The organism is Actinoplanes sp. NPDC051859, from assembly GCF_044452725.1.
Classification (GTDB): Bacteria; Actinomycetota; Actinomycetes; order Mycobacteriales; family Micromonosporaceae; genus Actinoplanes.
In genome coordinates, this window is record NZ_JBITBX010000009.1 from 1 (window position 1) to 22786 (window position 22786).

Annotated in this window: 27 protein-coding genes and 3 tRNA genes; 24 read left to right on the forward strand and 6 right to left on the reverse strand. The window is 69.2% G+C overall.

Annotated elements, in window-relative coordinates:
- Positions 1-485: 485 nt before the first annotated feature.
- Positions 486-1340, reverse strand: coding sequence for a Rieske 2Fe-2S domain-containing protein (locus ACIA1L_RS22335; RefSeq protein WP_396074801.1), 855 nt, complete (start codon positions 1338-1340; stop codon positions 486-488).
- A gap of 91 nt (positions 1341-1431) precedes the next feature.
- Between ACIA1L_RS22335 and ACIA1L_RS22340 the strand changes: the two genes are divergently transcribed.
- Together ACIA1L_RS22340 and ACIA1L_RS22345 are read left to right on the forward strand one after the other, a co-directional pair.
- Positions 1432-2292, forward strand: coding sequence for an MEDS domain-containing protein (locus ACIA1L_RS22340; protein ID WP_396074802.1), 861 nt, complete (start codon positions 1432-1434; stop codon positions 2290-2292).
- A complete protein-coding gene (locus ACIA1L_RS22345; protein WP_396074803.1) occupies positions 2282-2731 on the forward strand; it encodes an ATP-binding protein in 450 nt (149 codons plus the stop codon). Before ACIA1L_RS22340 ends, ACIA1L_RS22345 begins: the two co-directional genes overlap by 11 nt.
- Here the strand turns inward: ACIA1L_RS22345 and ACIA1L_RS22350 are convergent.
- Positions 2728-4089: a dihydrolipoyl dehydrogenase family protein gene (locus ACIA1L_RS22350; protein ID WP_396074804.1), complete on the reverse strand. Its 1362-nt coding sequence runs from the start codon at positions 4087-4089 to the stop codon at positions 2728-2730. The genes ACIA1L_RS22345 and ACIA1L_RS22350 overlap by 4 nt on opposite strands.
- A gap of 187 nt (positions 4090-4276) precedes the next feature.
- Between ACIA1L_RS22350 and ACIA1L_RS22355 the strand changes: the two genes are divergently transcribed.
- Positions 4277-5110: a hypothetical protein gene (locus ACIA1L_RS22355; RefSeq protein ID WP_396074805.1), complete on the forward strand. Its 834-nt coding sequence runs from the start codon at positions 4277-4279 to the stop codon at positions 5108-5110.
- 118 nt (positions 5111-5228) lie between these two features.
- On the opposite strand, the gene ACIA1L_RS22360 is transcribed toward ACIA1L_RS22355, so the two are convergent.
- Both ACIA1L_RS22360 and ACIA1L_RS22365 read right to left on the reverse strand, forming a co-directional pair.
- The gene (locus tag ACIA1L_RS22360; protein WP_396074806.1) at positions 5229-6563 is read right to left on the reverse strand and encodes a cryptochrome/photolyase family protein; all 1335 of its coding nucleotides are present in this window, start codon (positions 6561-6563) and stop codon (positions 5229-5231) included.
- A gap of 1 nt (position 6564) precedes the next feature.
- A complete protein-coding gene (locus ACIA1L_RS22365; protein ID WP_396074807.1) occupies positions 6565-7470 on the reverse strand; it encodes a phytoene/squalene synthase family protein in 906 nt (301 codons plus the stop codon).
- 67 nt (positions 7471-7537) lie between these two features.
- Here ACIA1L_RS22365 and ACIA1L_RS22370 point away from each other — a divergent pair, with 67 nt between their 5' ends.
- The 7 genes from ACIA1L_RS22370 (at position 7538) to ACIA1L_RS22400 (ending at position 12697) form a co-directional block, all read left to right on the forward strand.
- Positions 7538-8710, forward strand: a complete 1173-nt coding sequence (locus tag ACIA1L_RS22370) for a polyprenyl synthetase family protein (protein ID WP_396074808.1) — start codon at positions 7538-7540, stop codon at positions 8708-8710.
- A 45-nt stretch (positions 8711-8755) separates the two neighbouring features.
- Complete coding sequence (gene crtI / locus ACIA1L_RS22375) at positions 8756-10270, forward strand: phytoene desaturase family protein (protein ID WP_396074809.1); 1515 nt, start codon at positions 8756-8758, stop codon at positions 10268-10270.
- Positions 10267-10839 carry an isopentenyl-diphosphate Delta-isomerase gene (idi, locus tag ACIA1L_RS22380; protein ID WP_396074810.1) on the forward strand — a complete coding sequence of 191 codons (573 nt, stop codon included), beginning with the start codon at positions 10267-10269 and terminating at the stop codon, positions 10837-10839. Before crtI ends, idi begins: the two co-directional genes overlap by 4 nt.
- Positions 10829-11953 (forward strand): MerR family transcriptional regulator, encoded by a 1125-nt coding sequence (locus ACIA1L_RS22385; RefSeq protein WP_396074811.1) that lies wholly within the window; start codon positions 10829-10831, stop codon positions 11951-11953. Before idi ends, ACIA1L_RS22385 begins: the two co-directional genes overlap by 11 nt.
- A 428-nt stretch (positions 11954-12381) precedes the next feature.
- Positions 12382-12454, forward strand: a tRNA-Glu gene (locus ACIA1L_RS22390).
- A 57-nt stretch (positions 12455-12511) separates the two neighbouring features.
- Positions 12512-12585 (forward strand) — tRNA-Asp (locus ACIA1L_RS22395).
- A gap of 35 nt (positions 12586-12620) precedes the next feature.
- Positions 12621-12697, forward strand: a tRNA-Phe gene (locus ACIA1L_RS22400).
- A gap of 118 nt (positions 12698-12815) precedes the next feature.
- Here ACIA1L_RS22400 and ACIA1L_RS22405 read toward each other — a convergent pair.
- A complete protein-coding gene (locus ACIA1L_RS22405) occupies positions 12816-14150 on the reverse strand; it encodes a tyrosine-type recombinase/integrase (RefSeq protein ID WP_396074812.1) in 1335 nt (444 codons plus the stop codon).
- A 24-nt stretch (positions 14151-14174) separates the two neighbouring features.
- On the reverse strand, positions 14175-14780 hold the full coding sequence (locus ACIA1L_RS22410) for a helix-turn-helix domain-containing protein (RefSeq protein ID WP_396074813.1): 606 nt from the start codon (positions 14778-14780) through the stop codon (positions 14175-14177).
- A gap of 89 nt (positions 14781-14869) precedes the next feature.
- Here ACIA1L_RS22410 and ACIA1L_RS22415 point away from each other — a divergent pair, with 89 nt between their 5' ends.
- The 14 genes from ACIA1L_RS22415 (at position 14870) to ACIA1L_RS22480 (ending at position 22744) form a co-directional block, all read left to right on the forward strand.
- The gene (locus ACIA1L_RS22415) at positions 14870-15097 is read left to right on the forward strand and encodes a DNA-binding protein (protein ID WP_396074815.1); all 228 of its coding nucleotides are present in this window, start codon (positions 14870-14872) and stop codon (positions 15095-15097) included.
- Entirely contained in the window at positions 15094-15300 is a 207-nt protein-coding gene (locus ACIA1L_RS22420) for a hypothetical protein (protein WP_396074816.1), read from the forward strand. Before ACIA1L_RS22415 ends, ACIA1L_RS22420 begins: the two co-directional genes overlap by 4 nt.
- A gap of 411 nt (positions 15301-15711) precedes the next feature.
- On the forward strand, positions 15712-16209 hold the full coding sequence (locus tag ACIA1L_RS22425; RefSeq protein WP_396074817.1) for a hypothetical protein: 498 nt from the start codon (positions 15712-15714) through the stop codon (positions 16207-16209).
- Positions 16206-17960: a hypothetical protein gene (locus tag ACIA1L_RS22430; protein WP_396074818.1), complete on the forward strand. Its 1755-nt coding sequence runs from the start codon at positions 16206-16208 to the stop codon at positions 17958-17960. Before ACIA1L_RS22425 ends, ACIA1L_RS22430 begins: the two co-directional genes overlap by 4 nt.
- On the forward strand, positions 17957-18244 hold the full coding sequence (locus ACIA1L_RS22435) for a hypothetical protein (protein WP_396074819.1): 288 nt from the start codon (positions 17957-17959) through the stop codon (positions 18242-18244). The genes ACIA1L_RS22430 and ACIA1L_RS22435 overlap by 4 nt, the downstream gene beginning before the upstream one ends.
- Complete coding sequence (locus tag ACIA1L_RS22440) at positions 18241-18843, forward strand: hypothetical protein (protein WP_396074820.1); 603 nt, start codon at positions 18241-18243, stop codon at positions 18841-18843. The genes ACIA1L_RS22435 and ACIA1L_RS22440 overlap by 4 nt, the downstream gene beginning before the upstream one ends.
- Positions 18840-19244: a hypothetical protein gene (locus tag ACIA1L_RS22445; RefSeq protein ID WP_396074821.1), complete on the forward strand. Its 405-nt coding sequence runs from the start codon at positions 18840-18842 to the stop codon at positions 19242-19244. The genes ACIA1L_RS22440 and ACIA1L_RS22445 overlap by 4 nt, the downstream gene beginning before the upstream one ends.
- The gene (locus ACIA1L_RS22450; RefSeq protein WP_396074822.1) at positions 19241-20044 is read left to right on the forward strand and encodes a hypothetical protein; all 804 of its coding nucleotides are present in this window, start codon (positions 19241-19243) and stop codon (positions 20042-20044) included. Before ACIA1L_RS22445 ends, ACIA1L_RS22450 begins: the two co-directional genes overlap by 4 nt.
- 18 nt (positions 20045-20062) lie before the next feature.
- Positions 20063-20233, forward strand: a complete 171-nt coding sequence (locus ACIA1L_RS22455; protein WP_396074823.1) for a hypothetical protein — start codon at positions 20063-20065, stop codon at positions 20231-20233.
- 9 nt (positions 20234-20242) lie between these two features.
- A complete protein-coding gene (locus ACIA1L_RS22460; RefSeq protein WP_396074824.1) occupies positions 20243-20899 on the forward strand; it encodes a hypothetical protein in 657 nt (218 codons plus the stop codon).
- 140 nt (positions 20900-21039) lie between these two features.
- Positions 21040-21450, forward strand: coding sequence for a hypothetical protein (locus ACIA1L_RS22465; RefSeq protein ID WP_396074825.1), 411 nt, complete (start codon positions 21040-21042; stop codon positions 21448-21450).
- Positions 21437-21727 (forward strand): hypothetical protein, encoded by a 291-nt coding sequence (locus tag ACIA1L_RS22470; RefSeq protein ID WP_396074826.1) that lies wholly within the window; start codon positions 21437-21439, stop codon positions 21725-21727. Before ACIA1L_RS22465 ends, ACIA1L_RS22470 begins: the two co-directional genes overlap by 14 nt.
- A complete protein-coding gene (locus ACIA1L_RS22475; RefSeq protein ID WP_396074827.1) occupies positions 21714-22112 on the forward strand; it encodes a hypothetical protein in 399 nt (132 codons plus the stop codon). The genes ACIA1L_RS22470 and ACIA1L_RS22475 overlap by 14 nt, the downstream gene beginning before the upstream one ends.
- Positions 22109-22744 carry a hypothetical protein gene (locus tag ACIA1L_RS22480; RefSeq protein WP_396074828.1) on the forward strand — a complete coding sequence of 212 codons (636 nt, stop codon included), beginning with the start codon at positions 22109-22111 and terminating at the stop codon, positions 22742-22744. Before ACIA1L_RS22475 ends, ACIA1L_RS22480 begins: the two co-directional genes overlap by 4 nt.
- The last annotated feature ends 42 nt before the right edge of the window (positions 22745-22786 follow it).

A 22786-nucleotide genomic window follows, 5' to 3' on the forward strand; every position in this document is an offset into this window, starting at 1 on the left:
CACAACCACACTCCGAAAAGCATGGCCGGGGTATAACTAATTGGCACTGGCTTATCAAGCACCCTGTTGAGTTCTCAAAGAACAACCACACACCGGTAAACCCGCCGCCTTAGCTGGCGGCTTGCCCCCGGGGCACTCGTTCAACTTTACTAGGTCTTCCTGGCCCTGTCAACCGGTATCTCCCGGTTCGTGCCGTTCGTTCCTAGCGCACCCTTCGTTCCGGGCCCGGGGCGAGCTACACAAGGCAGCACCGCTACGATCCCGAAGTTCGAAGGATTTGGCAGGACGGCCGGTAGCTGATCTCCCTGGCTTCCCAGTTCGCTCTGCTTGCCTCGCCCGTTTCCCTGCCGGCTCCCAAAACATTACCCGGTCGTTCCCAGGGCGCCAAATCGGCCCCCCGTGTTCCAGCGCACACCGCGCTGACCAGGGAAAACAGGGCAGCGCACCGACGTGGCCCCGCTTCAGGCCGGATGAACGACGGTGGTTCAGGGCGTGGCGACGGACAGCACACCGTCTCGGACGCGGGTGCGCAGAGTGGGCTGATCCCCTGCTGCCGGGCCGTGCTGCGCGACGCCATCAGTTAGGCGGAACGTGCTCCCGTGCCATGGACAGACCACGCACGCCTCGGCTCCTGAACCGACGACCTCGCCCTCCCCCAAGGGCCCACCCTGGTGTCCACACTGCTCCACCATCGCGGTTACGTCATTGCCGACGCGGTACAGGAGGACCCGGACGCCGTCGATCGTGCGTACCGTCGGACGGTTTTCGGGAAGCTCGGCGATGTCACCGACCTCGGCCCAGTCCGCGGGCAAGCGCAGCTTGTCCGGCGAGGCCACGTTCATGCCGGCACCCTGTTCGAAAGACAGATGACCGCCCAGGTAGGCGCCGCTGCCGGCGACGGACAGTCCCGCGTACGCGAGGAGCCGTCCCCAACCCTGCCGGCCGGTGAAACGCGCGGCGAGGGATCCGACGTAGAGGCTGAGCGCGACGGCGTTGGCCGCGGCGTGGACCAGGCCCACCCGGCGTTGGTCACGCGAGAGGGAGGACCAGTCGACCCAGCCTGCCGCGGCGGCTGGCGCTGCGGAAGCCACGCCGACACAGATCAGGGTCGTGGCGGCCTTCCGCTGGCCGGGCAACGCGTCGAGCACCCCGGCACTGAGGAAGGCGCCTACGGGGAGCTGGACGAGGACGGGATGCAGCGGATGACCGAGCCAGGTGCCATGCAGGACGTCCCGAAGGCGCTCAGGCCGCGCCACGGCTTGCACCTTCTCCTGGAGACGGTCGCTCACCGAGTCCAGCGCGGTGAACTTCTCGAGCCGAGAAACCAGCTGCCGCAACATGTCGCTCGGTGTACCCCGACCGAGCAGGTTCATGCCGCATGACGGCCGCGGCATTCGGGTACGTAAGGGACTCCCGAGATTGGAGGGACCCATGGTTACGACGCCGGTGGATCGGCTCCGCCCGGGTGATCATGCGTGCCTGACCTATACCGACCAGGACGAACGGCTCGACATCCTGGCCGCCTTTGTCTCGGCTGGGCGGGACCGCGGCGATCGGGTCATGTGCTTCACCGATGCGGTGAGCGCCGACGATCTCCGCGCCGACCTGGTGCAACGGGGCCTTGCCGCCGGCTCGGACGTGAGCGTGCAACCCAGCGACCGGCTCTGGGACGACGGCGCTGTCGAGGCGCCCACCGCTGCCGCGATGGTCGAGTTGCTAGCTCGGGAACTGCAGCGGGCCCGTGCTGACGGCTACCACGGTCTGCGGATCACGGCGGACATGTGTTGGGCGGCTCGCCCGCAGGCGAACGCGGAGCAGCTGCTGGTTTTCGAGTCGGAAGTGGGCAAGCTGTTCGCCGATGGGCGACTCACGGCGATCTGCGAGTACGACCGGGAGAGCTTCGACCCGGTGACGCTGGGCTACGCCGCGCGGGTGCATCGCCGTACCGTCGCGGCCACGGTCTACCACGAGGACCCCGTGCTGCGAATCTGCCGCCAGCACGTGCCGCCGGGGGTACGGGTGGCCGGCGAGCTCGACTACACCCGGGCGGGTGTGCTCAGCGACGCGCTGGCCGAGGCGGTACGACTGGATCAGGACGTTCATGTGAACCTGAACCAGCTCCGGTTCCTCGACGCGGGCGCCGCCACGGTGATCCTGCGGACGGCGGCGAATCTGCCCAGCGGCCGCCGCATGGTGGTGGTGTGCGCCGAACCGGTCGAGCGGACCCTGACGGTCGCCGGCGCCGCAGACGTCCCCGGCCTGCGGATGCTGGTGCGCGACCGTGAACGGTGACCCGACCGGCGCAGCACCGGTCCACGACAGCCCGGAACCCGACCCGGCGGGGCACCTCCTCGACCAGCCGTTCACCGAGAGCAGCCTGTACGGCGTGCGTGCCGCTGTGGCCGCGCACCTCGCGGACCGAGACACCGTCGACATCGTGGTGCTGCTCGCCCATGAGCTCGCCAGCAATGCGGTGCGGCACGGCGGCGGGTCGGGGCGGCTCCGCTTGTGGGTTACCGGCGGCGCCGTGTATTGCCAGGTCGTCGATCGTGGGCCGGGCATTGCCGACCCGGCCGGCGCCGGGTTACGCATGCCGCTGCCGTCCCGGCCGGGCGGCCGCGGCCTGTGGATCATCCGCCGGCTGGCCGACCTGCACATCTCGACCAGCCGAGCGGGTTCGACCGTCACGGCCGTCGTCGCTTTGCACCCCACGCCGCCAACCGGCTCCTAAAGCTGGCGCAGCGCGTCCCCGATCGCCCGGTGGAACGTGGGATAGGCCCAGATGGTCGCTTGCAACTCGGTGATCGGCACTGCCGCCTTGACCGCGACCGACAGGGCACCCAACACCTCACCGCCGCTCGGACCCGCGCTGGTGGCACCGACGAGGACGCCGCGGGAGCGGTCAGCAATCACCTTGATGAAGCCGGCGTTGCCCGGGCCGTGAATGAAACCGCGGGAGGACGCCGGCAGGCTCGCGTAGCCGGTTCCCACGTCGACGCCGGCCTCGCGGGCCTGTTTCTCGGTCAGGCCGACCGCGCCGATCTCCGGGTCGGTGAAGGTCACCCGCGGTCTCGCGTGGAAGTCAGCCGGCGGACCGCCCTGGCCGAGGATGTCGCGCACGGCGACGTCGGCCTCATACATCGCGAGGTGAGTGAAGGCGCCGTTGCCGGTGACGTCACCGACGGCCCAGATCTGGTCGCCGGCGCGCATCCACTCGTCGGTGGTCAGGAAGCGGGCGGAGGGGTCGATGCCCACGGAGTCCAGGCCGAGGCCGTCGAGGCGAGCGGCCCGGCCGGTGGCGACGAGCAGCCGTTCCCCGGTGACCGTGGAGCCGTCGGACAGCGTGACAGTGAAGAGGTCGCCGGAGTGTTCGACGTGCTGGGCGCGTACGCCAGGGTGGATCTTGATGTTGTCTTCAGCGAGGGCGGCGGCCACCGTTTCGGAGCTTTCCGGCTCTTCCATGGCGAGGACGCGGTCGCTGCCTTCAATGATCGTCACGGCCACGCCGAAGCGGGCCAGTGCCTGCGACAGCTCGAGGCCGATTGCACCGCCGCCCAGGACGACAAGGGAGGCGGGGAGCGTTTCCGTCTCGACTGCCTCCCGATTTGTCCAGAACGGGGTGCCGGCCAGGCCGTCGATCGGCGGGACCACGGCCGCCGTGCCGGTGGCGATAACCAGCGCCCGGCTGGCGAGGAACGTCTGCTCGCCGACCTGGACCCGGCCGGGACCGGTGAGCGTCGCCCGGCCGCGAACGAATCGCCCACCTTTGCCGGTGAACCGGTCGACGGCGACCTTGTCGTCCCAGGAGTCGGTCGCTTCCTGCCGGATGCGGCGCGCGATCGGCGCCCAGTCAGGCTGGACCTGCGCGGTGCCGGCCAGGCCGGCGACCCGCCGCGCCTCGGCTAGCGCGTTGCTGCCGCGGATCATCATCTTCGTCGGGATGCATCCCCAGTAGGGACACTCACCGCCCACCAGCGTGTGTTCGATCCCGACCACCGTCAGCCCGGCCTCGGCGAGCCGGCCGGCGGCTTCTTCGCCGCCGACGCCGAGACCGATCACGACCACGTCGACCTGCTCTGCATCACCCATGCCGCCAGCTTTCCACCAATTCCGCATGCGGTGCGCGTCGTGTCTGCAGACCTGTGGATAGCCGGACGCGGCGATCGGCTCGGTGGATTCGCTCAACTAGCCCCGGTGACGTCCGATTCTGAACCCTCGCGGAAGAGGAATTACCGAGTAGGGGGCGGTTGTGAGGGGGCGATGGCAGACCGGGCTGGTGTCTGCCATCCTCATGGCCGCCGCCTTGGCGCTGCCCGCGGCTTCGTCCGCGGGCGGCGCCGGGCTCACTCCCGCACCGGCCGGCACCCGGGCCATGTGGCTCTGGGGTGATCAACCGGCTGCCGAGGTCGTGGAGTGGGCGAAACAGCGCAAGGTCTCGGAGATCTTCGTCCACGTCATGCCGGACGTGTTGACCAACGGCGACCTCGAACGGCTCCAGGAAATGAAGGCGCGAGCCGTTCCCCTGAAGATCAAGCTCCGGGCGCTCGGCGGCGATCCCGCCTGGCTGACCGACCCCGCCGCCGCACTCGCCTGGCAGCGGGCCGTCGTCACCACGGGCGTCTTCTCCGGAATTCACCTCGATGTCGAGCCCTACGTGACACCGGGCTGGACGACGAACCTGACCGGCACCCAGACCGCGTTCCTCAAGCTGCTGGACAAGCTCCGCACCGGCAGCACGCTGCCGCTCGAGGCGGACGTGCCGTTCTGGTACGGCGAGTACAAGTACGGCCGTGCCAACTTCGCCGACGAGGTGCTGCGGCGAGTCAACGCGGTGACGGTCATGAGCTATCGCGACTTTGCGACCGGCCCGAACTCCATGACCGCGGTCAGCCAGGACTGGCTCGCGCGGGGCAAGGCCGCCGGGAAGCGCGTGCGCCTCGGTGCCGAGACGGAGGCTCTGCCGGACTGCGGGCACTGCACCTTCGCCGAGGAAAGCGCGACTCGTATGCACCAGGAATTGACCAAGGTCGACGCGGCCATGCGGTCCTCGGCAGCCTTCGCCGGGATCGCGGTGCACCGCTACGGCACGTGGCGGGCGTTGCGCCCCTGAGGGCCAGGTTTCCGGCCCGGAGGCCGCGGGCAGGTTGTCGCGGGTCCTGCCGGCCTTCAACGGACGAACGCAACAGGCCGGCAGGGCCCGCTTTCCGCTCGGCACGCCGAACGGAAACTCACGGCCGTAGCCAGACCGCTTCGTCGCGATGCGACTCCAGCGGTCCGGGATAGTCCAGGCCTGCCCGCACCGTATCCGGCAGGCGCCAGGGTTGATGTACGGCCTTTCCCGAGACCGAGGACAGCTCCGGTACGTAGCGACGAACGTACACTCCGTCGGGGTCGAAGCGCTCGGCCTGTCGGATGGGATTGAATCGCCGGTAGGGCTTGGTGTCGTTGCCGGTGCCCGCCACCCACTGCCAGTTGCCCGAGTTGTTGGCGACGTCGCCATCGTTCAGCCAGCGGAAGAACCACTGGACGCCTTCGCGCCAGTCGAGCCCGAGGTGCTTGGTCAGGAACGCCGCGGTGATCAGCCGGGCACGGTTGTGCATGAAGCCCTCGGCCTGCAGCTGCCGCATGCCGGCGTCAACGATCGGCACGCCGGTGCTCCCGTCCTGCCAGTGCTGCAACGCGTCCTGATCGGTGCGCCACTCACTGTCGCCGGACTTGCGGTAAGCCTTGGTCGAGATCTTCGGAAACGCCTGCGTGACCTGGTAGTAGAAGTCGCGCCAGCCGAGCTGGCGGACGAAGGCGGCAGGTCCGGCACCGTCGTGACCGCGCGCCGCGTTCGCCACCGCCAAGGGCGAAAGACAACCAAATCGAAGGTACGCGCTCAGCCGCGAAGTGCTGTCCGCCGCCATGTCGTCGTGCAGCTCGTCATAGGGACCGATGTGCCGCAGCCAGGTCTTCAGCCGTCGCTGGCCCTCGCTCTCGCCGCCGTCCAGCGCGTCCGGGGACTCTCCTCGCGGCAGCGCAGGCAACCGACCGGTACTCAGCCCGTCCGGGATGGTGATTTTGCGTGGTGTCGTCGCCTCGTCCCGCCACTTCGCCGATTCCCAAGCGCGGTAGTAGGGCGAGAAGACCTTGTAGTGACCGCCTCCGCCGGACGGTCGCACCTCCCCGGGTGGAACGACCGTCGTCCCCGGAAAGAGCCGCAGCGAAAGGCGATGCCGGTCGCATTCCTGTGCCAGGCGACGCTCCCGGCGGCGGGCGTACCCGCTGACGTCCTGGGTGAGAGCAATGCCGTCCGCCTGCACCTCGCCGGCGAGCTTCATGGTCTCGGCCACCGGCTCGCCCGTGCGAATGACCAGGTCGGCACCGCGTTTGCGCAGGCTTTCCCGGAGGTCGGCGAGGCTCTGGTGCAGGAAACGGGACCGGTTAGGCGAGAGCTCACCCAACGTCGGGTCAAGAACGAAGAGCGGCACTACACGTTCCGCATTGGCGCAGGCGGCTGCGAGTGCCGGGTTGTCGTGCACCCGCAGGTCGCGGGTGAAGAGCACGATGAGCGTACGCATATCAGGCACGCACCAGAGCCGGCACCGGGCTGCCCGGCCGGGTCAGCAGGGACCGCATCGCCACGCGCGCACGCTCCCGGCCGGCCACTGTGGCCCGGCGGGCAAACACGTCGTAGTCCGCGGCGACCACTTCGTCGAGAATGCCGGCATAGAGCTGATAGGCAGTGCGCATGCACGCCTGCGACCCCGGCAGCAACAGCGGAATTCCGGGGGCCGCCGCGGCGTAGTGCTCGTCGGCGCGGTCCACCTCCGCCTTGATCAGTGCCTTGATAGCCGGGGTGGCGCGGCCCGCGGCCCGGGCGGCCAGGAGGTCGGCCCGGGTGATGCCGAACTCGGCCAGGTGCGCATCCGGTAAGTAGGTGCGGCCACGATCCAGGTCTTCGCCGACGTCCCGGATGAAGTTGGTCAATTGGAAGGCTAGGCCGAGCTGCCGGGCCGGCTCACGCGCGGCGGCCGGATCGGTCGCGCCGAGGATCGGCAACATCATGGTGCCGATGACCGCGGCCGAGCCCTCCATGTACGCGAGAAGATCGTCGTAGGTGGCGTAAGAGGTGACCGTCAGGTCCATCGCCATGCTGCGCAGGAACGCGTCGAAGTCATCGATGCTGAGGCCGAAGACGGCGATGGTGTGCAGCACCGCCGGAAGCAAGGGGTCGTCGACGGGCCCGCCGCGGAGGCCGGCAACGAAGTCGTCCGTCCACTCCCGCAGCCGGGCCGCGCGTTCGGCCGGCGGCAGATCCTCGGTGCGATCGACGATCTCGTCGGCATACCGGGTAAATCCGTAGAGCGCGTGGACATGGCGACGCTTCCACGCGGGTAACAGCCGAGTGGCCAGGTAGTAGGTGCGGCCATGGCGCCGATGCAGCTCACGGCAGCGTTCGTAGGCCGCTGCCAGATCGGTGTCCACCGGACCTCCTCGAAGAGAATCGACGCACGAATCGACGCAACACGCAGCCTACGGTAATCTCCCCCTCGTGGCCAACGACATCCTCGAGGGAAGCAGCCGCTGCGCGATTCCCTGTCAGCCGATTCCCTCGGACGGGCTGACCAACGCCGTGGAGGGCACGCTGGCCGAGTTCCTGAGCAGCCAGATCGCCACCCTGGACGCGGTCGACCCGGCGCTCGGCCGGTTTGCCCGGACCAGCCGCGACCTGGTGCTGGCCGGCGGCAAACGACTCCGCCCCACCTTCGCCTATTGGGGCTGGCGCGGCATGATCGGCGCTCGCGAGCCCGTCGATCCGGTGCTTCCGGCACTGGCAGCCCTCGAGCTCATGCACACCTTCGCGCTGGTGCACGACGACGTGATGGACGGCTCGGCCACTCGGCGCGGGCGACCGACAGCCCATCGCCGCTTCGCCACGCAACATCGGGCCGGCGATGGACTCGGCGACGCCGACCAGTTCGGCACGACAGCGGCGATCCTCGTCGGCGATCTCTGCCTGGTCTGGGCCGATCAGCTGCTAGCTCAGGCCGCGCTCACCACGGCGACGCTCTTCTCCGTGCGCGCCTGCTACGACCGCATGCGAGTGGAAACCGTCGCGGGGCAATACCTCGACGTGCTCGGCGAAACGCAGCCCGGCGAGTGGTCGGTCGACCGGGCGATGGTCGTCGCCCGCCACAAAACCGCCAGCTACACAGTCCAACGCCCGCTGCAATTCGGCCTCGCACTGGCCGGTCCGATCCGATCCCGGGCCCAGGAGATCAACGACGCCTACCAGGTGTACGGCCAGGCGATCGGTGAGGCGTTCCAGCTCTGCGACGACCTGCTCGGCGTCTATGGCGACCCCGTAGTGACCGGCAAACCGGCCGGCGACGACCTGCGCACCGGCAAGCCGACCGCCTTGCTCATGCTTGCCCGACAGCTCGCGACGCCGGCCCAGCTCGCCGAGCTCACGCACACTCCCGCCGGAGCCGTCATCCCCGCCGACAGCTCCGGCGGGTCCCCCGCCGCTGATTCCCCCACGCCGGAGCAGATCGCCCGGCAGGCGGAGATCATCGCGGAGACCGGCGCGGTCGCCCGGATCGAGGCCATGATCCGGCACCGGGTCGATCAGGCCGTCTCGGCCATCCGCGCCGCCCCCATCCACGACGCCGCCCGACTCGCGCTGACCGACCTGGCGATCACCGCCACCCACCGGCCAGCATGATGAGATCTTCCCGCTCACTCCCCCCGACCCGATGGAGCTGGTGACGTGCGACGAGTGACAGGACCGACCGACCGGGTGATCGTCGTCGGCGCCGGGCTCGGCGGCTTGTCGTGCGCGCTGCACCTCGCCGCCGCAGGACGCCAGGTGACAGTCATCGAGCGCGAGGCGGTGCCGGGTGGGCGGGCCGGCCGACTCTCCGTCGACGGGTACGAGTTCGACACCGGTCCCACCGTGCTGACCATGCCGGAGCTCATCGCCGAACCCCTCGCCGCCGTCGGGGAGAAGCTGTCCGACTGGCTCGAGCTCACCCCGCTCAGTCCGGCTTACCGGGCGTACTATCCGGACGGGTCCACGTTGGACGTTCGCACCGACACTGTCGAGATGGCGGCGGAAATCTCGCGGGTGTGCGGGCCACGGGAGGCTGACGGCTACCTGCGCTTCGTGGACTATGCCCGCAGGCTGTGGCAGCTCGAACGCGACAACTTCATCGACCGCAATCTCGACACCCCGCTGGACCTGCTCAACCTCAGTCTCGTCAAACTGCTGGGGATGGGCGGGTTCCGCCGGCTGCAGCCGAAGATCAATCAGTTCTTTCGCGACCCGCGTACCCAACGGATCTTCTCTTTTCAGGCCATGTATGCCGGGCTCGCGCCGCATGACGCTCTCGCGATCTATGCGGTGATCGCGTATCTCGACTCGGTGGCCGGGGTCTATTTCCCGCGCGGCGGCATGCATGCCGTGCCGAAGGCGCTGGCCGGCGCGGCGGAAAAGCACGGCGTCGAGTTCCGCTACGGGACAACTGTCGCCTCGGTCGAGACGTCCGGCGGGCGGGCGACCGGGGTGATCACTGAGAACGGCGAGCGCATCGCCGCCGACGTCGTTGTGCTCAACCCCGACCTGCCCGTGGCCTATCGCGACCTGTTGCCGCCTGCAGCGCGGCCCCGGAAGCTGCGCTACTCACCGTCCTGCGTGGTTTTGCACCTCGGTTCGGACCGGGCCTACTCCAAGATCGCGCATCACAACATCCACTTCGGGACGGCCTGGAAAGGCACGTTCGACGAGGTGATCCGGCGGGGCCTTCTGATGAGCGACCCGTCACTGCTCGTCACCAACCCGACGCACACCGACCCGAGCGCAGCGCCAGCCGGCAAACAGACCTACTACGTGCTCGCCCCGGCGCCCAACCTCGACGTGGCGCCCCTCGCCTGGCGAGACGGCCTCGGCCGGCGATACGCCGACGAACTGCTGCGCGTCCTGGAACAGCGCGGATACGTCGGATTCCGCGACGGCGTCCAGGTCGAGCGGATCATCACGCCGGTCGACTGGGCGGAGCAGGGCATGGCCGCCGGCACCCCGTTCGCGGCCGCGCACACGTTCGCACAGACCGGCCCATTCCGCCCCGGCAACCTCCACCCGGCATTACCCAACGTGGTGTTCACCGGCTCGGGGACTCAACCTGGAGTGGGCGTGCCCATGGTCCTCATCTCCGGAAAACTGGCAGCCTCCCGCATCACCGGCGCCGCGCAGCAGTCCGGGCAGTTGACAGGGAGGCCGGCATGACCCGATCCCGCGAAATCCACCTGGTCGAACTCGTCGACCAGGACGGCACGGCCACCGGCGAAGTCACCGTCGACGAGGCCCACCGCGCTCCGGGACTGCTGCACCGCGCCTTCTCGGTGTTCCTCCAGGACGCCTCAGGTCGGGTGCTGCTGCAACAACGGGCGATCGCCAAAACCCGCTTTCCGCTGCGCTGGGCCAACACCTGCTGCGGTCATCCGCTCCCCGGCGAGCCGCTCGACGTCGCCGCCAAGCGCCGACTCGTCGAAGAAATCGGGGCTGACGGCGTCGACCTGACCGAGGTGGGGGTGTATTCGTACTACGCGGAGGACCCCGCCACCGGCCGGGTCGAATACGAATACGACCACGTCCTCCTCGGCCGCCTGGACGCCGACACCCCGCTGCTGCTCGACCCCGAAGAGGTCGCCGCAGTGCGCTGGGTGACCCTCGACGAGCTGCGGTCAGCTCTGGAGCAGGAGCCCCGAACGTACGCGCCCTGGCTGCCCGGAGTCACCGAGCGGCTGCGTCACCACCAGTCCGACCATGAGGCGGAGCGGTCAGGTGGCCGATGAGGCGCTGACGGCCGGAGCGGCGGCGCGCCGGCTGGGCGTCGCCGTTACCACCCTGCGCACCTGGCACCAGCGGTACGGGCTGGGGCCGAGCCAGCACCTGCCCGGCCACCACCGCCGGTACACCGCTCAGGACCTCGACCGCCTGCAGATCATGCGCCGGCTCACCGCCCAGGGCGTACCGCCCGCTCAAGCCGCAGCGTGGGCACAGCGCATGCCGCTGCCCGCGCCGGAGTCCGCCCCGGCTTCTGGGCCGGATGCCGCCGCTGTTCCTGGGCTGGATTCCGCTGCTGTTCCTGGGCTGGAGTCCGCTTCTTTCCCCTCGTCGGAGTCGGCTGGTGGTCAGCCCGAGCCGGTCGGCGGTCGACTTCGCGGAACGCCGATTGATGTGGTGTGGCCTGAGATCGCCGGGCCGGTCACGGTCACGACCCGAGACGGCGGCGGACACTCCATCCGGACCGGAAGAGCCGGCCCGGCAGCCCGCGGCCTAGCCCGGGCCGCCATGCGCCTCGACGGACCCGCCCTGCGCGACATCCTCGAGATGGCCGTTACCAACCGAGGCGTCGTCGACGCGTGGCATGAAGTGATCATGCCGGTGCTGATCGGGATCGGCGACCGCTACGAAGCCACTCGACGTTTCATCGAAGTCGAGCACCTGGTGTCCCGCAGCATCACCGAGGTCCTCGGCACGATCGCCCGGCCGCACAGCAGCCACAACCCCCGCGTCATGCTCGCCGCAGCAGACGAGGAACAACACACCCTGCCGCTGGAAGCCCTCGCCGCAGCTTTGGCCGAGGCCGGAGTTCCGAGCCGCCTGCTAGGCGCCCGGGTGCCCACACAGGCCCTAGCGGACGCGGTCGCGCGAACCGGCCCGGAGGTGGTGGTGCTGTGGTCGCAACTGCCTGAGACGGGTGACCCGGCCCAGTGGACTCGACTACTGTCCGCGGGCCACGGGCCCCTGCTAGCGGCGGCTGCCGGACCGGGATGGCCCGCCGAGCGGCTGCCGGCGGGCGTGGTGTTCATCAGCAGCCTTGCCGAGGCAGTCCAGCTCATCGCTGCGACAGTCCCGCCGGCCGAAGTCAGAGGCACCACGCGGGGCAAGCGAGCCGCACTCTGACGCCGCCGCGGCGGCCAGCACCTAAGGCCGCCTCGACCACACCTGCCAGTATCTGGGGCCACCTCGACCCGCGGCGGCATTCAGCGGCCGCCTCGACCGCGGCGGTACTCAGCGGCCGCTCGCCCGCGATTCGCAAGGATGAGATTGTCGTCCGCAACGGCCCGGGGCCTGAGCAGACCGCATCCCTCCCAGACGGTCAGACGGCACCAGGTCCCGAGCCGTCGCGGATTCGGCAGAGTGGCGCGCGGCACACCCCCGCATCGCAAGGTCGGCGATCGCCGCGTTTTCCCTGGTCAGAACCCTCGGCGCGGCGAGGGGGATACCGGTTTGGATGTCAGGGTGCGGATCACGTATGCTTTCCAAGCCTCAAGCGGGGCCGGTTGAGGCACACACCGCAGCAATTGTGAATGTGCAATGATGGCGGAGTTGCCCTCATCGTCTAGTGGCCTAGGACGCCGCCCTTTCAAGGCGGTAGCACGGGTTCGAATCCCGTTGGGGGTACGGACCTGACTTAGGTCAGGGCAAGCGCAAGTGGTAAGAATAAGCAGTACACAGCAAGGTCCTGTGGAGCAGTTGGAGTGCTCGCCGCCCTGTCAAGGCGGAGGTCGCGGGTTCAAGTCCCGTCAGGACCGCAAGTGCCCAGCCGCACGGATTCATCGCGCGGCACGGCCAGGTAGCTCAGTTGGTACGAGCGTCCGACTGAAAATCGGAAGGTCGGCGGTTCGACCCCGCCCCTGGCCACCAAGCCTCTCGCCGGGCTTTGAGCACCGCCCACCTGCGGAAACGCACGGTGGGCGTTCTGCTGTTCGGGCTCCGGAGAGCCGCTTTCAAGATCCGCTCAGGCCCGTTTGCAAGGGACTTGCTAGGGAGCGACCTTTTCGGTGCTTCGCCGAGGGATCAGCGCGGCCGCCCGGGTGGCCATCTCCGCGGATGCCTTGTCGAACAGGCTCCCGTAGATGTCGGACGTGACCGAGATCGAGGCATGGCCCATCGCCTTCGAGACAGCCGAGATGTCCGCGCCGGAGGAGATCAGCGCTGACGCCCAGAAGTGCCGCAGGCCGTGCAGCGTGGCGTCCAGGCCGTGACGGCGCAGCAGCCGCGACGACACCTTCGTCACCCGGTCCGGGTGCAGCGGCTGCCCGTCCTCACGGGTGAACATCCACCCACCGTCTTGATGCGCCTCTCCCCACATTGCCTTCTCGGTCAGCTGGGTCGCCGCCCACCCGGTGAGGATCTCGCGGACCACCTGGTCGATAAACACGACCCGGTCCTGGCCGGCCTCGCTCTTCGCGTCTTTTTCCTCGAGCTGGTAGCCCACCGAGGAGATCTGCCGCGCAACCACGATCCGGCCGGTGGCCATGTCGAGGTCGTCCCACTTCAACCCGACGAGCTCCCCCCGACGCAGGCCGGAGTAGCCGGCCAGCACCAGCAGCGGGTACAGCCGCTCCTGATGAGCCGCGTCCAGGAACCCACCCAGCTGCTCGGGCTTCGGCGGCTTCACCTTGCGCTTCTTCGCCTGGGGCAGCTTGGCGTCCTTGGCGACGTTGCGCGGCACGAGGTCGGGCACGGCGTCGCCAAGCGCTCCGGACAGGCAGGCGTGGATGCGGGCGACGGAGGCCGCTGCGAGGGTGCGCGGCACGGCAACCCTGGCGAGGCGCTTCGGCCGGCGCTTGCCGGCCAGCTGGCGCGCGTCGTTGATGCGCTTCTCCTCGGCCGCGATCTCCTCGTTACGCGCGAGCGCCGTCGCTCGCTCCTTCTCCCGGTCGGCCATGATCGTCTCGTAGAAGCGGGTGAGGTCAAGGCCGCGCAGGTCCCGGAGCTTCTTGGCGCCAAGCTTGGGCTTGATGTACTTCTCGATGTTGTCGGAGTAGCCGCGGCGGGTGGAGCGGCCGATCTCCTTGCGGGTGGTCTTGCCCTCGAGCCACTCGTCGAGCCACTGGCTGAGGGTCTTGCGGTCGTCCTGGGCGAGGGTGCCGTCGCGGTGCGACTTGGCTAGGTCGGCGCGGGCTTCCATGGCGTCCTTGCCGGTGGTGAAGCCGGACTTGGTGCGCTGCCGGCGAATGCCGTCCGCCCCGGCGGGCAGCTCGATCGTGTACGCCCAGCGGTGCCGCATGCAGATCTCGGCTGGGCAGTCTTTAGTGCAGCGCTGAAAGACGCCGGCTACGGGCCTGCCTCGGTAGATGAAGGGTCGATTCATTCTGGTCTCCTCGTTCCATGTTCTCTACGCGCCAGGCAGAGCCATCAAGGGAGGGGGCTCCGGCAGAGAGAGCTCACGAAGCTTCATCAGACGGCGCAATCCGACCAGCTCAGATCGGGCTCGTTCTGCCTCTTGGTCGTGGCGTTGAGCATCCGTCTCAGTGCCTTCGCGCTCGCCCTTGCGAATGAGTTCGGCATACGCGCGGTTCCAGTGCCAACGGTCGATTGTCTGCTGGTGAACCAGGTAGCTCGCGACCACGCTCGACCCGTCCGATCCTCCGTCCCATGTGCTCCCCGGTAGTGGAGCTTCGCCTCGAATCCACTGCATGGCGGCGGTAGCCGGCACGGTCCGCCCGGGTAGAACTTCGAAATCGGCGACGTCACCCAGCGGAATCATCAGCTCGACTGGGGAGACCTCAAGGACCTCCGCCAAGACGAGCACCTCGGCCAGGTTCACCACCTCCCGTCGACCGCTCTCAAGATTGGCCAGCACGGATCGCGGGATCGCGTGGCCGATGCCCGCACATGCATCCGCAAGCTGCTGGGCACTCAGCCCCCGGCCGTTCCGCCGACGCCTGATGTTGCGAGCGAAGGCGCTTGTAAGCCGCGCCGACCAATCATCCTGTGTCATGGCGACACCATAGGCAGCCTACTTGACATCACACAACACGACGCGGCATGGTCGTGTCCATAGGACACAACTAGCCATGGAGCTATGTCGTGAAGACACAATCAGCGATGTCCATCGACGATCTGCTTTCTCTCCCCACCACGGTCAACCTTGAGACCGCCGGACGGGCGCTCGGCATCGGCCGCACCCTGGCGCACGAGTTGGCCCGCAAGGGCGAGTTTCCGGTTCCGGTGATGAGGCACGGGAACCGGTACCGGATCGCCACGCCCGAGGTCCTTCGGATCCTCGGAGTGCACGCACCTGGGGTGACGGTATGAAGGCCGAGCAGGTCCTTGCTCTACCAGTGACCGTCGACGTGCCGACTGCCGGTCGGTGTTTCGGCCTCGGGCGGAATGCCTCCTACGAGCTTGCCAGGAGGGACGCGCTTCCGGTCCCGGTCTTGAAGCTAGGTCGTTCGCTTCGGGTCACTCGTGCAAGCCTTCTGGCAGCTCTCGGCATGGCCGACGAGGCCGGCGTATGACGGAACAGCAAAGCCGCCCCGCCCGCCTGGCAGCGAACGAGACGGCACACAAGCTGGTCGACCGGACCACCGACAGCGTAACCCCTGCTCAGGCAGCGTCCCAGCAGACGGCCGGTGACCAGGCACGCATGGATTCGATCGATTATCTGCCGCGTTCCTGGGATCCCGTTGCCGCTCTGCGTCGACGACGTGAGGCATCGCTGCGCTTGCCGCCCTTGGCCTGCGGCTGCCATGACCCCTTCTCCGCCCGACACTCGGAAGGCGCTGCAAGCGCGGAAGGTCGGCGGCATGAGCCCTGCCTCGGTGCCGGTCCAGGGAGAAGGACGCCTGCGTGCCGACCGAGTTTCCGCAGGCCAGCCCCAATGTACTTCGAAACAAGCTGGTTCGGTGTCACGGCGGCCTGCTGGAACCGTGACCGCCCTTGAGCCGGGCATCACGCTGGGCGCAGCCGAAGCGCTGCGCCACCGTCGCGGTCAGTCGTGGTCGGACGCGCAGGTCGCGTACCTCGTCCATCTGGCTTACGAGACTGGCCGGCTGCACGGCTACTCCGAGGATGTGGCCGAGACGGTCGCCTGCTGGGAGGAACACGCCGAGCCTCGACGCACCCGAGCTGCCCGCATCGCGTCCCGCGTCGCCGAGATGACCGAGGCCGCCCGAGCCAACCACCGGCGACTCGACCGGCCCGAAGGCTACGAGTACACCGGTGGCCCCGTCGATTGGGAGACCGGGATGGCCCGGCGCCGAGCCGGTCAAGCCCTGGACGCCCAGCCATCCTCGCTGCACCCGGCCGAACCTCACCGGTCGAAGCCCCAGTTCCCCAACCTCGCCGAGCAGGCCGCATGGCTCAGCTCCGAGGACATCGCCTTCTGCCGGCGCTATGCCCGCAGCCATCATGGAGCCACGCGTTGAACCCATTCGATCCCGAGACTCAGGCCGCCGAGCACGCCCAGTGGGAGCTTGGTCCGGACGAGCCGGACCAGACGGAGGCCGGAGGGTCCGAGCCCAAGCGCAAGCCGTCCCAGGCCACCGAGCTGGTCAAACTTGCGCGGGACCGGTTCCGCTTCGTCAACGGCGACGACGGCCGGCCATACGCCCAGGCCCGCGACGGCTCCGGCGTCGCCCGGCCGCTGCGAGGCGCCAACGGGCTCCGCAAGTTCCTCGCCCGGATCTACGCCGAGGAACGCGGAGGCACAGCGCCGTCGCAGGGCAGCCTGGCTGACGCGCTGACCGTCCTCGAGGGATACGCCACCGACGCCGACCCCGAGGACGTGCATCTGCGCGTGGCTCCCTACCGCGAAGGCGTCGCCATCGACCTAGGCGACGCCAAGGGCCGTTGCGTGCTCGTCGACCAGCACGGTTGGATCATCACCGAACGGGCGCCGGTGCTGTTCCGCCGCACCAACCTAACCGCGCCGATGCCGGACCCGGTCCGGGGCGGGTCGCTGGATCCGCTGCTGCGGCTCATCAACGCCGATGAGGACCGCCGGCGCACGCTCGTCGGCTGGCTCGTCGGCGCGCTCATCCCGAACATGCCGCACACCATCCTGGCGCTGTTCGGCGAGCAGGGCACCGCCAAGTCGACCGCCACCAAGCTGCTGATGCAGCTCGTCGACCCGTCCACCGCGCCACTGCGCTCCCCGCCGCGGGACATCCGGCAGTGGGCTGTCACCGCCAACGCCTCCTGGACCGTGGCCCTGGACAATGTCTCAGACGTCCAACCCTGGCTGTCCGACCTGCTCTGCAAGGCCGTAACCGGCGACGGCCACGTCGACCGCGCGCTCTACTCCGACGACGACGTTGCCGTGCTCCGCTTCCGCCGCGTGCTTGCCATCAACGGCATCAGCATCGGAAGCCTCAAGGGCGACCTCGCCGACCGGTTCCTGCCGGTGGAGTTGCAAGTCATCCCGGGAGCTAAGCGCCGCGGCGACGAGGAAGTCATGGAGGCAGCCGCGGCCGCGTACCCTCTGGCGTTCGGCGCGCTCCTCGACTTGCTCGTCGAAGTCCTCAAGGTCCTTCCCGACGTGAAGCTCGACGAACTGCCACGCATGGCCGACTTCGCCCGCGTCCTGGCGGCGGTCGACGAGGTGCAGGGCTGGACCACCCTCAAGACCTACCTGGGTGCTTTCGAGTCGCTCGCCGAGACGGTGGTCAACTCCGACCAGTTCGCAGAGCACCTCGCCAAGTTCATGGACGAACTCGCTGAGCCGTGGACCGGCGATGCCGGCACGCTGCTGAAGACCATGCCGGTACCCGATCCCAAGCCGCGCGACTGGCCTAAGACCGGACAGGCCGTCGGCGGGCGGATCCGCCGGGCTGCGCCCGCGCTCCGGCAGCTGGGTTACGTCGTCGAGCCGGACCGCAAAGACCCCGTAACTCGTCGCGCCGTGTACGGCCTCGGTCCCCGCCCAGCGGGAATCCGGAGAGAAGGTGCCCCCCAGCCTTCGGAACCTTCGGAAGCTTCGAAACCGCAGGTCAGCGCCTCGAAGGTTCTCGCGGGGGAACCTTCGAAAGCCTCCGGCAACTCCGTCGCCGCTGACGGCCCGAAGCTTGCCGGGAAAGAAGCTTCACCCCCTCTGACCAGCACTTTCGAAGCTTCCGAAGGTTGCGAAGGACGTAACGCACCTTCTCTCCCGGTCGACCACGGGGAATGGTCCGCATGACCGCACTTCGGCTGATCGAAGCGGCCGCGGATGCTGGTCTGACCATCCGAGTACGCGACGACCGACTCGTGATCCGTGGCCCTCGGTCCGCGACAGACCTCGTGCAGCAGCTGCTCGCCCATAAGGCCGAGGTCATCGCCGCCCTCTGCTCCGTCTGCCACAACCCTGTCGGCACCGCCGCGCAGGCCGGCGGATTCACCACTCACCCCGGCTGTGACACCGACGCCGACACGGCGGACCGGCACCGCGCCTACCTCGGCTTGATGCAAGGAGACCGGGCATGACCCTCAGCGCGCTGGATCTCGAGCAGATCATGCTGCATCCCCACTACGACCGGATCGTCCAGCAGGCAAGGGCCTTGGCGCCTGCCGCGGTGATCGACGAGGCGGACATCGCCACCGGCCAGGCTTTCAATGTCCTGACCAAGATGGCCGAGAGCCCCGGGTCCGGCGGCCTCATCCTGTCGGCGCCGAAGGACATTCCCGGCTGGCTGCGCCTATCCGTCATGGACGCCGTCGCCACCTACTTCGCCGGCCGCGCCGACACCTGCCGCCATAGCCCCTCGCCCCGCGCACCCATCCCGGTGTTCGCCGCGGCCTGGCGGCCCGGCGTCGTCTCGTGTGGCGCGTGTTGCGGCTACCTGTTCGCCATCCCTTCCGACACCGACGCGGACGCCACCTGCGACCGCTGCGGTCACCGCTGCACCGGTGTCGCCGCCGGCGACCCGATCTGCCCGGCCATGGTGCAGTTCGGGCCGCTGGTCTACCAGTACGGCGTCTGCCGCGACTGCCTGCCACCGCAAGCCAAGGGCGTCGGCAATGCCGACACCCCTCGTCGCCGCCGCGCGGCGCGCGGACGCCGCGGGAGAGGCGGGCGCCGGTGATCAGTGTCGACGGTTCGAACACCCCGCCGGCGGCGTACCTACCTGCCGGCGGGGTGTTCATCCCTGGCCCTGCGGCCGCACGGCTCTGGCGGCTGGTCCTGGAACTACTTGCTGGACGCCAGCCGCATCCCGACGTCGCGAACGCCCTTGATGCCCTGCGATTGGCCGCGTTCGCCGACGCGACCGCCAGCGGACACAGCTCACGGACATCAGCGGACATCGCCTCAAGATCGGTGAAGAACGCGGTGCTCAGCACCGGGGACCTCGCAATCCGGCTCGGCGTCAGCGAACGTCACGCCCGACGCCTCGCCGGCACCCACGGCGTTCGCTCACTTGCCCCCAACTGCTGGGCCCGTGAAGACGCCGAGCTGCTCGCGAAGATACGAAGGGATCACCGATGACCGTTGACAGTGAGGCCGCAGCCCTCGCCTACCTGCTCGACAAGGTCGCGCCGCAGCCGGCGACTCCGCAGCCGCTCGGCCACATCCGCGACGACCCGTCCTGGGCTGCCGCCGAGCAGGCCCGCCAGCGCTACGACCAGGCGGTCATCGCCGCCCGCAACGACAGCACCACCTCCCGCATCGGCGCGGCCGCCGCAGTCACCCGTGCGCACCGGGCCGCCACCGCCGCGATCTCGGCCGCCCGTCAGGATCTGCGCGGCCGGCGGCAGGCCCGCCTGGAATGGCTCGACGAGCAGCTGCCCCTCGGCCCAGGTGTTCCGATCGGAGCGACCGCTGCGGACCGGGCTGTGCTGCAGGCCGGGTTCACCGCCGCCCTGGCCCTGGCACGGACCGCTAGCCCCGCGGCCCGGCAGAAGATGCTCGCCGAGGCGGAACGCTTCGGCGACGACCTCACCCGCCGGGCCGTGTTCACCGCCGCCCTGGACACCAGCGACCACAAGACCCTCGAGTCCTGGACGCAGCAGTACGCGCCCCAGACCGGCGCCCACCTCGAGGAACGCAAGCAGCTGCGCATGCTCCAGGACGGCTACACCGGCAGCACCGAGTACCTGTTCGAACGGCAAGGCTTCGTCGTCCCGCCGGTGCCGGACGAGGCAACCGAACTGCCACGGCTCGTCGACGAGCACAACAAGGCCGTGTACGCCCACAACCTCAGCAAGGTCCGCAGTCCCGGGTGGACGGCACGCCAGCCGGTCGACCTCGAGACCCTGCTGAACCCCGCAGCCACCATCGCCGCCTGAGCCGGGGAGTCAAACGCGATGACCGACCCCGACCCGAAGCCGCTCGACCTCGCCGCCGCTGTTGCCGCGCATCAGGCCGACCAGCAGGGCAAGCGCCTGAACCCGCTCGCCCAGGCGCTCAACGACGCCCTGCAGCCCGGCGTCGACCGGCTCCGGCAGCAGCGCAACCAACCCGCCCAGCCTCGTTGAGGAGACACCATGCCACCGGTCCACACCGCCCAGCCGGCCAGCCGCACGCACGCCAGCGCGCTCGCCGAACGCGTCCTCGAGGGCGACACCAGCATCACCGCCGAACAGCTCACCGCAGCGCACGGCGCCGACGAACTCGCCGGGCTGCAGGCCGAGGCGGCCGCCCGCAACGCTGAAGCATCGGCCCACGTCGGACGGGTGGCTGCCTACCGCGAGCTCGCCGAACGCGCGGCAGCCTTCGCCGGTCAGGACAGCAACGCAGTCACCGAGGCGTTCGACCAAGCCCTCACCGCCCTGACCAAGCTCTGGGAGCTGGCCGAGCAGCACGACGCCGCGTTCGCCCAGCTGCACACTGAAGCCACGGACCTAGCGGCCCTCGCCGAGCAGAACGGTGAGACCGAGGAACTCTCGGCGGCGGGCATTCGGGACGTCTCCATGTGGGGCTTCGCCACGCCCACCGCCAGCGGTCCGATGCGCACCCACCGGCGGGCCGGCGCGGCCCGCGTCGTCGCGCACACCACCGCGGTGCTGCTGCACCAGCAGCGCGCGCAGCGCCTCGCGGCCGGGGCACGGGGCATGGAGTGGGAACCGGAGCTGCACGTCGGCAACTACTCGCGCGCCTGCCGCGAAGCCTTCCCCGACCTGCCCGACGCACACGACCTCTGATCACCCTGCGCTACATCGATGCATGAAGGGGTGGGGACATAGCCCCTTGTCTATATCTAGTGGGAACCGCGAGGGAGGGCGAAAGGAATTTCTGTAATGCCCGACCCTTCATTTTTGCCCTCCCGGGAGGGGAGTTCACGGTGAGTGACCAGCGGAAACAGCCACGGCCTCGTGATCTGCGGGAGGCCGGGAAGCGTCTCTGGGCTGCGGTGCAGGCCGACTTCGACCTCGGTCCGGACGAGATCGGAGCTCTTTCTGAGGCCTGCCGGACCCTGGACGAGTTGGAAGACATCCGCACCGCCTTGAAGGATGCACCGTTGACGGTGACCGGTTCGCAGGGGCAGATCGTTGCGCATCCGCTGCTTGCTGAGGCTCGCCGCCACCGCGAGCTGCTGGCCCGGTTGCTGGAGCGGCTGAACCTGCCGGCTGGGGATGAGGATGCGGGCTCGACGCCAGCGCAGCGGCGGGCGCAGCGCGCCGCGACTCAACGCCATCGTGACCGGCAGGCGGTCAAGGAGGCCGCGTTGAAGGTGCTCAGTGGCACGGCGTAAGCCCCCGCCGGCCACCACCGCTGCAGGTGCGGTGGTGCCGGAGTGGGTGTTGTCCTTCGAGGCGGCGGACTGGTCCAGCACGGATGACGTGGCGCCGCAGGACTTCGGTCATCCGCCCTGGATGTACTTCGAGATCCGGCAGCGGGATCGGTGGGCTGCAGCGGCGAAGGCGTGGCTGGCCAAGCACGGCGGCCGTGAGAAGGAGTTCTTCCGGCTGACGCAGGATTACGCCCGATCGCGGATGGTCCCTCTAGGTGCCGGCCGTGGCGCGACGTAAGAGCCCGGCCCGGCCGGATCCGGCGACCGGCGTGGTCGGTCTGTTCGAGCGGACCTCGGCGACCTGGTCAGTGTTGGGCGGCCCCGCATCGCTGTCGAGTCAGGATGCCGCGGTGGCGGCGTGGTCGACGTGCGCCCGCCCGTCGTGGAGCTACGACGGGTTCACCGGGACCGGGCCGGGGCGGGGCTTTGTCGCGCAGATGTGGTGGCAGGCAGTCCGTCCTGAGTTCTTGCGCCAGCGGGAAGCGCTGACCGCCGCTGAGCTGGCGGCTTGGGATCGCCACCCGGAGCTGTATGAGGTGCCGGGGTGTCTGCGCTCCGATGCCGTCGACCACGAACTGTTCGGCGCGTTCCAGTCGCGCCTCAAGGTGAGGAGAGAACGATGACCCGTGATGCGGGAGTTCGGGACGAGATCGTCCAGCACGCCACCGCCTACCGTGCCCAGGTGGCGCAGATCCGCGGCGACCAGACGCTGTCGCCGTTGGGTAAGCGTCGCGCCCTCGAGGCGGCCTACGGCCAGGTCCAGCCGGTTGTGGCCGAGCTGAAGAAGCAACTCGGCCGGTCCGAGCACGTAGGCCGTCAGGAGCTGGAGCGGAGCCTGTTCGGCCTGCCGGCGAACGCGTCGGCTGCGGACGTGGTGTCGTTCCGCGACGCCGCGGACCGGGTTGCGAAGGCGAAACGGCCTGAGGAGCTGGGCGAGTTGATGGTGCGGGCCGCCGCGGCCGGCGACGACATGCTGCTCCGGGCGGCGGCGGGGCGGGCGTGGGAGCGGTCGCGGGAGCCGCTCGCCTCGGACGGGTGGGGTTTGCTGGTCGCGGAGTACGGGGCGCAGAACCCGAACGCGGGCGGGGAGTTGGAGAAGCTCGCTGCTGTGTCCGGCTCGCGTTCGGCGACGGAGCGTTTCGCGGATCGCCTGGCGATGGACGTGGCCCGGCCGAAGGAGCTGTACGAGCCGGAGTCAGCTCTGTCCGATGTGGCGTTGGTACATGGCGAGCGCGCCGAACTGATGGTGCGCTGACGACAATTCCGGGCTGCCCGCTGCCGAGACTTATGCAGGGTC